General features: G+C 42.2%; 11 protein-coding genes and 1 tRNA gene. 2 read left to right on the top strand and 10 right to left on the bottom strand.

Features of this window, described 5'->3' with window-relative positions:
* Nucleotides 1-34: 34 nt before the first annotated feature.
* Nucleotides 35-1429 carry an ATP-dependent Clp protease ATP-binding subunit ClpX gene (gene clpX, locus ACSAJE_RS10675; protein ID WP_118506984.1) on the bottom strand — a complete coding sequence of 465 codons (1395 nt, stop codon included), beginning with the start codon at nt 1427-1429 and terminating at the stop codon, nt 35-37.
* 94 nt (nt 1430-1523) lie between these two features.
* Between clpX and ACSAJE_RS10670 the strand changes: the two genes are divergently transcribed.
* Both ACSAJE_RS10670 and ACSAJE_RS10665 read left to right on the top strand, forming a co-directional pair.
* Nucleotides 1524-1595 (top strand) — tRNA-Arg (locus tag ACSAJE_RS10670).
* Nucleotides 1596-1785: 190 nt separating this feature from the next.
* Nucleotides 1786-3480: a D-alanyl-D-alanine carboxypeptidase family protein gene (locus ACSAJE_RS10665; RefSeq protein WP_458009027.1), complete on the top strand. Its 1695-nt coding sequence runs from the start codon at nt 1786-1788 to the stop codon at nt 3478-3480.
* A 181-nt stretch (nt 3481-3661) separates the two neighbouring features.
* On the opposite strand, the gene ACSAJE_RS10660 is transcribed toward ACSAJE_RS10665, so the two are convergent.
* The 9 genes from ACSAJE_RS10660 to ACSAJE_RS10620 form a co-directional block, all read right to left on the bottom strand.
* On the bottom strand, nt 3662-4882 hold the full coding sequence (locus tag ACSAJE_RS10660) for a C40 family peptidase (protein ID WP_022025090.1): 1221 nt from the start codon (nt 4880-4882) through the stop codon (nt 3662-3664).
* Nucleotides 4883-5067: 185 nt separating this feature from the next.
* On the bottom strand, nt 5068-6198 hold the full coding sequence (locus ACSAJE_RS10655; protein ID WP_022025089.1) for a DHHW family protein: 1131 nt from the start codon (nt 6196-6198) through the stop codon (nt 5068-5070).
* Nucleotides 6199-6280: 82 nt separating this feature from the next.
* Entirely contained in the window at nt 6281-7729 is a 1449-nt protein-coding gene (locus ACSAJE_RS10650) for an MBOAT family O-acyltransferase (protein WP_458009026.1), read from the bottom strand.
* A gap of 36 nt (nt 7730-7765) precedes the next feature.
* Nucleotides 7766-8929, bottom strand: a complete 1164-nt coding sequence (locus ACSAJE_RS10645; protein ID WP_022025087.1) for a DHHW family protein — start codon at nt 8927-8929, stop codon at nt 7766-7768.
* A gap of 21 nt (nt 8930-8950) precedes the next feature.
* Nucleotides 8951-9508: a DUF4358 domain-containing protein gene (locus tag ACSAJE_RS10640; RefSeq protein WP_182434138.1), complete on the bottom strand. Its 558-nt coding sequence runs from the start codon at nt 9506-9508 to the stop codon at nt 8951-8953.
* Between the two features lie 225 nt (nt 9509-9733).
* Complete coding sequence (gene rpsR, locus ACSAJE_RS10635) at nt 9734-9994, bottom strand: 30S ribosomal protein S18 (RefSeq protein ID WP_022025085.1); 261 nt, start codon at nt 9992-9994, stop codon at nt 9734-9736.
* 37 nt (nt 9995-10031) lie between these two features.
* Nucleotides 10032-10484 carry a single-stranded DNA-binding protein gene (locus ACSAJE_RS10630; RefSeq protein WP_022025084.1) on the bottom strand — a complete coding sequence of 151 codons (453 nt, stop codon included), beginning with the start codon at nt 10482-10484 and terminating at the stop codon, nt 10032-10034.
* Nucleotides 10485-10504: 20 nt separating this feature from the next.
* Complete coding sequence (gene rpsF, locus ACSAJE_RS10625) at nt 10505-10792, bottom strand: 30S ribosomal protein S6 (RefSeq protein ID WP_022025083.1); 288 nt, start codon at nt 10790-10792, stop codon at nt 10505-10507.
* A 174-nt stretch (nt 10793-10966) separates the two neighbouring features.
* Nucleotides 10967-11155, bottom strand: a complete 189-nt coding sequence (locus ACSAJE_RS10620; protein WP_118506957.1) for a DUF951 domain-containing protein — start codon at nt 11153-11155, stop codon at nt 10967-10969.
* Between the last annotated feature and the right edge of the window lie 28 nt (nt 11156-11183).

The following is an 11183-nucleotide window of genomic DNA, read 5'->3' as shown; positions in this document are numbered from 1 at the left end:
GATCACTTCTATATATATGCTCACCGTGATCATATTATTCTTGTCGTTGTGTCAATAATTTCGCTTCTCCGCTTTCCCGCATTTCAATACGAGGCGCCCCCTCATGATTAATATAATCTTCCGTGATCGTCACGCGACCGATCAGATCATCTTTCGGGATCTCATACATAATATCCAGCATGAATTTCTCAATGATCGCACGCAAAGCACGCGCGCCTGTCTTTTTCTCTGCCGCCTGCTTAGCAATCGCACGGATTGCACCATCATCAAATTGCAGATCCACCTCATCTAAAGCAAGTAGTTTCTGATATTGCTTCAAAATCGCATTTTTAGGCTGTGTAAGTACTTGTGCCAGCATATCCTCCGTCATTGCCTGGAGCGTAAACACCACCGGAAGACGTCCCAAAAACTCCGGAATCATACCAAATTCCCGCAAATCCTCTGTTGTCACCTGCTCCAAAATATTGGCATCATCATCATATTTGTCTTTGAGTTCTGACATAAAACCAATTGCGGACTGTTTGGTCAAACGATTTTTGATCGTTTTATCCAGCTCCGGAAATGCGCCACCGCAGATAAACAATATATTTCTCGTATTAATTGTTGTCATTGGCACCATGGCATTTTTATTCGTTGCGCCTACCGGCACTTCCACATCGGCACCCTCTAACAGCTTCAACATTCCCTGCTGTACTGACTCGCCGCTGACATCTCGACTCTTGGAATTCTGCTTCTTGGCGATCTTATCAATCTCGTCGATAAAAACAATGCCTCGCTCTGCTTTTTCCACGTCATTGTCTGCCGCAGCAAGCAATTTCGACAAAACACTTTCCACGTCATCACCAATATATCCCGCCTCAGTCAAGGACGTTGCATCTGTGATCGCTAACGGCACCTGCAACAGCCTTGCAAGTGTTTTCACCAGATATGTTTTACCACAGCCGGTTGGTCCGATCATCAGCATATTGGACTTCTCAATCTCAATATCGTCCATAGTATCCGTCAGCACGCGTTTATAATGATTATAGACCGCAACCGACATTACTTTCTTGGCATATTCCTGACCGACTACATATTCATCCAGTCTTCCTTTGATCACATGCGGTGCCGGCAAATGCTGAATATCAAAAACCTCTTCTCCCTCTGCAGCTTTTTTCTTCTCTTTGGGTTTCTTCTTTTTGAGCTTTTGACGTTCCGGAATATCCTCATACTGTGGCGGCTGTGCCATATTAAACATATCCATATACGGCATTCCCATATTCGGAAGTCCCGTCATGGAGTCAAAGGTCTTCTGCATACAATCATTACAAATACAGATTCCCTGTGGCAAACGCATCATTTTGCCGGCCTTACTCTCCGGTCTTCTGCATACGTAGCATATATCTTCGTATTCATTATTTTTATCTTTATTGTTGTTCTCTTCTGCCATACTGTTCACTCATGTCCTTTCTATTGTAGCACTGCTCAATCTGCTTTGCATTTCTTGACGCACTCCCTGCACTATGCTAAAATTAGTGCTGTGTGCTCTCATAGTTAAATGGATATAACAGCCCCCTCCTAAGGGGCAGTTGTAGGTTCGATTCCTACTGGGAGTGCTTTTCTTTTCGCATAAAGTGGCTTGTTACAGTATAGCACATTCGGATACGTTTCTTAAACCACTTTATACAAATTTAAGAAGTTCTTGCTTTTTTGATATTTGCGTCTCCGCGTACTTTGCGCAAATATTGTTCCACCGCTGTTATTACAGTGGCTTATCTTAAGAGGTGCGCAGAACGGAGGAAAACGTTGAAGCTAAAACGAACGGTTGCTTTGCTGCTTTGTGGTGTCATGCTGCTAACCGGTACCGGAATCACAACCTTAACCATCCCTGCCAACGCTGTAACGGCTCAGGCGACACAGACCAAATGGCCATCCGGACCAAAAAAGAACTCTTTGTCCAGTGATTCGGCAATTGTTATGGAATTGTCAACGGGCACAATATTATATGAAAAAAACTCTCACAAAAAACATTATCCGGCAAGTATTACTAAGATCCTGACATCCATGCTCTTAGCAGAAAATACTTCCATGAATGAAACCGTAACCGTCTCATCGACTGCTGCATATGGCATCGAGACCGGCAGCTCCACTATTTTTTCAGAGCCCGGCGAAAAGTTATCAGTAGAGCAATGCTTGAATGCGATCATGCTGGAATCTGCCAATGAGGTATGTCTGGCAGTTGCCGAACACATTTCCGGCAGTATCAGTAACTTTGTCGGATTAATGAATAAACGCGTAAAAGATCTTGGATTAAAGGATACACACTTTAACAATCCAAATGGCTTGCCTGATCCGAAGCACTACACAACCGCTTATGATATGGCAGTGATCGCCCGACAGGCAATGAAATCTTCCGCCTTCCGCAAAGCCTGTGGTACAAGACGATATGTCTGTGCCAAAACAAATAAGCACAAACAGGAACGCACATGGCAAAATCATCATCAGATGATCAATGGATGGCGGTATCCTAAATACGAATACAAGTATGCCATTGGCGGTAAAACCGGTTACACCCACGTTGCTCAAAACACTTTGGTCACTTATGGTGAAAAAAATGGAATGGAACTTGTCTGCGTCATTATGAAAGCTGCCGGCCCAAAACAGGGCGAGCCAAACGAATACACGGACACGACCAAATTGTTGAATTATGGATTTGAAAAGTATCAAAAATACACCGTAAATCAGGAAAATGAGCAGATCAATGCCGATCTGTTTAACAACTATGGCAGTTACTTTAACGCAGACGAGTCTCCGGTCCGCCTGGCAGATGGTGCTTGTGTTGTTCTCCCAAAAGGAATACCACTTTCTGCTGCAAAGCAATCGATCACCTACAATAAAAATGTGAAACTTCATGATGGTGACAATGTGATCGGCCAGATCACTTATACGTATGGCAATAAAACTGTTGGAGCTTCTAACATTATATATACGAACTCTGATTCGACAAAACACTTAGATGAAGCTTCACGAAATCTGGTGAACGCCAAGATTGCAAATATGGAAGCCAATAATTCCAAGCATAAAATACAAAAAAAACTGTTCCGCAATATTGCAGATGCTGCGAATCAGTTGTCCCGCAAGGTCGGAAGCGTTTTTCACAATCAACTTTTAGGAAGTGTGATCATTATCATCATCGCATTGTTGTTGATCATCATTATCGCGGTCCTGTTGCGCAACCTGACACCAAGCCACAGACGCCGAGGACGCAAACGAAGCGGTGGCTATCAAAGTCGTGGCGGTCGACGTCATCATGCGAAGCAGAAAAAAAACCGCAGCCGCGGCGATTTTGCTCCAAGTTCAGAACGTCGAAATCACAGCAAGCATTATGAGAAACATACTCCTCGAAAAGAAAATACTAAAAAACGCAAAAAAGGAGTACAGTATCATAAACGCCATAAGCGAACCAAGGAAAGTTTCGGCAAAAACTTCTTTGATTTCTAACTACAAACATCATAAGATAAGCTTTTCAAAATAACGATCCAACGCTTATCCTGCAATAATAAAGAACAACAAAACAGCGCCTCCTCTGAAGTTAATAGAGGAAGCGCTGTTTAATTTGTTTTTACGGTATTTTAATTATATGATGAAATTGAACTTTTGACATCTTGATCATTATATATGATCAACCAAGGATTCTGCGGGCACAGCATGGAGTACGATAAAATGCATTAGCTGTCACAATACCCCATTTCTTGCCGGCTGCATGAACAATACGTCCCCCACCAATATACATAGCCACATGGCCAATGCTGCTGCCATGTTTGTAAAACAACAGATCTCCGGGCTGCAAGCTGCTCATACTTACGCTGCGTCCATATCCGGCCTGTGCTGCTGAGCTGTGTGGAAGGCTATATCCAAACTTCTCATAAATTCTCATAGTAAATCCGGAACAGTCTGCACCACCAGTCAAACTGGTTCCACCCCAAACATAAGGATTGCCGACAAACTGTAATGCATACTTAACAACTGCGCTGCCGCTCTTGCCGGATGGTTCCTTTGCCGTAGATGTTGACTTTGCACTCTCAGAAGCTTTCTTCTGTGCTGCAGATACTGCATGCTTAAATTTCAGTGTTGTAGACACATACTCTTTTGCCACATAACCAACTTTTCCACTGTCTGTCTTAATCTTTACCCAGTCCTTTGAGATACTCTGCACGATAGCATCATCTCCATCTGTAATCTGTGTTACGATATCGGACTTTGTATTCTTTTTTTCGCGCACATTTAAGGTATCTGTTCCCTTTTTAACAACAGCGTAATTCTTACCAAAACGTGTAGACAATTTCTCTGCACGAGCTCCTGTAGCCACGTACTCTTTCTTAACATATCCGGTTACTTTACCGGAACGGATCTTAACCCAGTCACCTTTTACTTTTAAGATCTTTGCAGAACTTCCACGATGAAGTTTCCCCATCACCTTACTGTCTGTACTTCTGCTCTTACGCACATTAACATAATCTTTAGCAACGGATAAGACCAGGCTGCGATATCTTTTGGCAACAGGCTTTACCGTTGGCTTTGCCGTTGGTGCCGGTGTTGTTGTCGGCGTTGTTGTCGGCGTTGCACTTGGAAGCATCGGTCCTACGAACTCATCCGAAACAACTTGATTTAATGTTACACGTTTCTGATTATTAATAGATATTGGTGTCGGTGCAATTGCCGGAGCGACTGTAGCATTCGTAACCTCAGCTCCTGCTGCTGTTTTTATCAGCCCCATCTGCTGAAATAAGGTGCTCTCCTCCGGGCCTGCAATCACAACATTCATTCCTATAGTAAGTGCACAAGCAACGCTGACCCCCGCTGCTTTCTTCACTAAATTTTTTCTAATCACGATAGTTACCATACCTTTCACCTGTAATTTGTTACAAATATGTTACATTTCATTACAAATTATAACAACATCATTAAATTTTGTCAAATAATATTACATAATTACCAAAAAAAGGCAGCGCCCGATCGTATATTAACCATGAAATCCCTATGTGAATACATCATTCCCTTTATACATATGATTTTCGTACAACTCTTCTATTTTGTAAGTTTCCATATATTATTATCTTCTGCAAAATTGCTCATTTCATACAAAAATAAGATTTCCGCATCTTTCTTCTGCTGTAGAATGTTTATTACAGATTTTCGGTAATACCGTAAGTCGATCATAGTTACCTGATCATATTGTTCTAACAAAAAAGGCACCAGACAGTTGGCAAAAGAATCCTTAAACACGATCAGATTCTTTCCTGTGTGGTTTTGTTCTGACATCTTGATCGTCACTTCCCCATAATTTCCGCCAAAAAAGTACGCATATTTATCCTTCGTACTACATCTACGGGCATCATAGATCGTATGCTTTTCTTTGCCATCGCACACCACCGAAGAGATCTCCGGTAAATGATCCGCCGCATAGATCGTATCTGCTTTGGCATCTGCACCAAGCACACGGGAATGTAATGTTCCCAAAAAGTTTTTGCTGACCATCTTAGGCTTGAAATGCTCATAGGGCTGTTTTGTCAAGTGTAACGGCTGGCAAAGCTGCTGATAACCCACATAAGCTCCTGCCAAGGTCCAGTGATGATCTGTGCGGTAATACAATTGTTCCGACTTTTTCTGTTCATTCATTGCCTGTCGAATGTCTACAAATGTAGTCTGCTTGCATACCGAACCGGCAGCACGATACAGCGCCGCAGCCTGATAAAACGGTGCCTGTGCAGGCAACTTGTCTGCCAATATCGTTCCGGCGTCAGGTACAAGAAGCAGCGTGGATTTTGACGCTCTCTGACTACCCACATATTCCACATATCGCAGATTTTCCATATAGCGAAACATATCTATAGAATCTTCGGTCTTTTTGGCTAGATAATAATGATCTTTTCCCAAATAGGTGTCTCCAATATCCTTCTGCCCCATCATACGTTTGCATATAGATGCGGTTGCCGTAAGCCCATCTCTCCCGGGAAATTGGTCATCTGCGCCTTTCTCTAATTTTTCCTGATATTGTCCCTGCACGAAACTATTAAGTGAAAATGTGGGGATCTGCTGCAAAACACGATTTTCGTTTTCCGAAAAATGTTTTGCCGGTCTGATAAACATGGTTATGCCAAGTGTAAACAGGCCTCCTATGATCAGCCCAAAATATATCATATACCAGTGACGTTTCATTCTAATCCTCCATTCCGCAGACGTTCCACGGCAAAGGACCGCTCACAAAACATGAGATTTTGCTCTGCGATCAATGCTACTTTCAAAATCTGAAGTACAAAAACGGATTATACGATCCGCTTACCAAAAATGCCACACTGCAATACAACACCAACACCGTAAATATACTTGCCGCCACAAATCGTATCTGTTCCTGATGGGACGAGATCGCATCTATAAGCTTCAGCCGTGTCCAGCCCTTACGAAGCAGCTGTTTAGGCAGTTTTGTTGACCCAATGATCAATACGATCAAAAGAGGGATGTGGGTATACCATTGATATATAGCTGTCTGGTTGTACAATGCTCCGTTCGCACCAAACATCGTAAGAAAATAACGTCCCAGATCCGCAATATTCTCATTGGCAAAGATCACCCAGCCAAATAAAACGCCCAGGCAGGTATAACCATGCTGCAGCCATCCCGGCAATTGTTCCAATTTTTCTCCTAAAAATATTTTTTCTATGGTAAGCAAAATAAAATAATAAATGCCCCACAATACAAAGTTCCAAGACGCCCCGTGCCAAAGCCCGGTCAGGCTCCAAACTACAAACAAATTCCATATCTGTCTGGTTCTGCCCCGTCGATTTCCCCCTAGCGGAATATACAAATATTCACGGAACCATGTGCTAAGCGTTATATGCCAGCGACGCCAAAACTCCGTAATACTTTTTGAAATATACGGATATTTAAAGTTTTCCGGAAATGTAAATCCGAAAATATGCCCCAGTCCAATTGCCATATCCGAATAACCCGAAAAATCAAAATATATTTGAAACATAAACGCAATGGCCCCAAGCCATGCCCCTAATACCGTCCCGGTCTTCTGCGTCGATATTTCTGTCCACAATGCACCGATTTGATTTGCAAGCAAAACCTTTTTGCCCAGTCCGATAATAAAACGCTGCAGACCTGCTGCCATTTTTGCCGGAACCAGTACACGATCGTTCATCTGCTGCTCCACCGATGCATACCGCACGATCGGCCCTGCGATCAACTGCGGAAACATACTGACATACATTCCAAATGCGATCAGGTTATGCTGCGCTTTCACTTTCTGCCGATACACGTCAATTGTGTAAGACATAGTTTGAAATGTGTAAAACGATATTCCAATTGGCAGTGCAAGCTTCCATATATGTATGTCTGTCCCCGTCAGATCCCTCAATGAAGTCAACAAAAATTCCGTGTACTTAAAAAAGCAGAGAATCCCAAGATTCCCTACAACAGATACGGTTAATACAATCTTTCTATATTTTTGATAATTGACAAAACGCTCTTTATTCGCCAAAAAATATTCCAACAATAAACCATTGGTATAATCAAATACCGTAGAAAATAACATGATCCATATATATACCGGCTCGCCCCATGCATAAAAGAACAAGCTAACTGCAAATAGCAGTCCATTACGCAATTTTGCCGGACAAATAATATACAATGCGATCACTGCCGGCAAAAATAAAAACAAAAACACAACACTGCTAAATACCATAGTTATCCTCTCTTCTGCCTTGTTACCATACAAAGATCAGCGAATCTGTTGATTAAGTTTACCAACCAGATACGAATTGCGCGTCATGGAAATGTTGTTGATAAAAAAGATTTTCTGTATCTTTTTGTCTTTTACCAAATGTGATAACTTCCCATTCCAATAACGATAGTCAATGACATATATTTTGGAAAAATGATCGGTCAAATATGGTACAAGTGCATTTCCAAACGATTCTTTCACCACAACACAACTGGAAGAATCCTTGATGTTCTTATTGGTGATCACCGTATACGCATTATCTCCCTCCAAAAATGCCAAATATTTGTTGCTGATTCCATATTTCGACGAGTCCGCAATAACATGTCCATTCACTATTTTGCCGGATTCGTTCTGATATTTCATGCTGATCTTATCGCTCACCGGGTAATAAGCTGCCAGCTCATCTTTGCGAAAATTTTTATCGCCATTGGTGTCACCATAATATGTACCAATAAAACTTCCAAATTTCTTCTTCTCATATTCTGATAACGCATGTGGTGAAATGCCAAGTTTCTCGCAAATTCCCACATATCCATAATACGCCCCTTTGGACGTCCAGTGATGATCTGTACGATAATAAACATACTCCTGTCGGTGCTGCATCAATGCATCATACAACGATATCGTCTGCACGGATTTTTCCAGCTTTGCAAAGATTTTCTTGATTGCCTTGTCCTGCGGTGTTGAATTAACATGTGCTAATTTATTGTCCGGCATGGTGATTCCTACACTCGTTGGGATAATGATGTCATAAATTGTTGCAGAAGAACCATACAGTTTGGCCGCTTTATTAATTGCTTTTGCATAAGAAGACGCAATGGATGGCACATAGTTATAAAGTTCATAGCCGGTATCTCCAATCACAACAGTTGCCGTGTCCTCATATATCTTCATTTTGTCATGTGACGTAATTTCTGCATATCCACCCTGTGGTGTTGCTGTCGGCGTTGCTGTCGGCATCGCTGTCGGAGTCTGTCTGTTCTTCTCAGCCTGTTTTTTATGTGTTGTATTAGAACCTTTATCTTCCTTAAGCGCATGAGAAATAACCAGAGTTTCTTCTGTCTTGTGAGGCTTTGCCCGCCATAACAGGACTCCGCAAATAACAATCAAGCATACTGCCACCGCCAAACCAATTATCTTCCCTTGCCTAAACCTTCCCATACCTAACCTCTTCCGTATATACTATTTATCCGCCTCGAATGCATCCACGATCTTATTTTGGGCGGTCTCATAGTCATCTGTAACGCAAGCAACAACATACTTTCCGCATCGTATGATAACCGCATTTTCAATCTTATCTGCCTGTTTCGGAATATAGTCTTCAAAGGAATGCTTCATCTCTTTGAGATGTTGTTCTACTGCTCCCTGATCTTTCTTAGCTTTCTCTTCTGAGGAAGCGGTGACCACCAGCACTTCATCGGAATATGTTCCTTCTCCCATATATAAAGCTGCTTTGGAATCTTTCTGCAACGATACGATTCCCTCCACAACGCTATCATCCATTAAATTAAGCTTCGTTTCGTATTTTATGTCCTGAAGCAGTATCTTTGTTAACGCCTCTATATTCACCTTTTTATCGGACACGTTATTCACTTTTTTCTGTGTTGCCAGTGCTTTCTGTACAGCTGGCTCTTTTACACCTGTTGCTTGCCACTGGACAATCCCCCAGATAAATACTGCTGCAATAAAAATTGCCATCGCAGTCAACATCTGCATTCTATTATTCGTCTTTTGGTTCATTTGCGGCTGCTCCTTTAAATTGCAAGACATATATTATCATTAGTACACATCTTCATAATGTCCCTAAACATACATATTTGCGTATATTTTATCTTAGCATACTTCCAACTATCGTGCAAGAGATGCGGCGCACCGCTCATAGATATTGCGGTCAAAAAATCAGAAAAAAAGAGCTTCTGCATATCGCAGAAGCTCATAATGATCGCTCCTATAAACCAACCAAAATTAATCAGTTGTATAAGGCATAATTGCTACGTGACGTGCACGCTTAACTGCAACTGTTAACGCACGCTGATGCTTTGCACAGTTACCTGTAATTCTTCTTGGAAGAATCTTGCCTCTCTCGGAGACATATCTCTTTAACTTATTTACATCCTTGTAGTCGATATAATCATGCTCTTTGTCTGCACAGAAAGCACAAACTTTTTTTCTTCTACGCATTGGTCTTCTTCTTGAAGCATTGTTATCGCCTTTATTGTATGCCATTACGAAACCTCCTTAATAATTTGTGTCTATCAGTCCATCACACCTTGAATGGTAATTCCTCTTCAATGGCATCCGGAATATTCATAAATCCGTCGCCTGCAGCCTGTGTCGGCTCTGGTCTGGATGGCGCTGCCTGCTGATAACCGCCGGCATTATTTGCAGATGCTGCTTTGCTCTCCGCAAATTCCTGATTTTCCACTACAACATCTGTAGTATAGACACGTTGTCCATCTTTGTTGGTATAGCTTCCTGTCTGAATGCGACCCTCAGCTATGATCTTAGTGCCCTGATGAAGATAATTCTCTGCAAACTCGGCCCCTCTGCCAAAAACCACACAGTTAATGAAATCTGCAGTCTGCTCATCTCCCTGGCGTTTAAAACGACGGTCTACCGCAAGTGTATATCTTGCAACCGCTGTCTGATTCTCTCCTGAAGAATAACGAACTTCAGGATCTCTGGTCAATCTACCACATAAAATAACCTTATTCATGAAGGAAACACCTTCCTTTCTTATGCTTCCTGTCTAACGCATAAGTATCTCAGAACATTGTCCATGATTCGAACAACCTGCTCCAACTCGCCCGGAACAGTTGCCTCGCCATCAAACTTGATGAAGTAGTAGTAGCCCTCTTTCATGTGCTGAATCTCGTAAGCAAGTTTCTTCTTGCCCCACTCTTCAACCTCTGTGATAGTACCGCCGAATTTGGTTACATAATCCTTTGCCTTCTCGACAGTTGCTACTCTTGCATCTTCCTCGATCTTAGCATCGACAACTAACGCTAACTCATATTTGTTCATAGTCGTCTGTACCTCCTTTTGGTCTCTGGCTCTTTCCCGGCTGCGACTCTGTGACTTTCGGAATCGGTGTCTTTCAAAACACATGCCCCACTGGAAAGAACAAGGAAAAATTAACATGTCACATTTCTCTATTATATCAGAACTTTACAACCTCTGCAACAACTTTTTTTCTGCTTATTGGCCACTCCGGGATACAAATCCTCGGAACGCCTTTTCTACCTGCTTCCGCGGAAGCATTATCTGATGGCCGCATCCGGTGCAGCGAATGCGGATATCCATCCCTACACGTCTAAGCTCCCACGCATTTGTTCCGCACGGATGTGATTTCTTCATTTTGATAACATCGCCTACTTTTAAATCCATCCATTCCCTCCTTATAGTCACATCGACA

Source organism: Jutongia sp. SJQ-6, assembly GCF_054161275.1.
The sequence above is the reverse complement of the archived record's forward strand: the minus strand, read 5'-3'. Positions and strand labels throughout refer to the sequence as shown.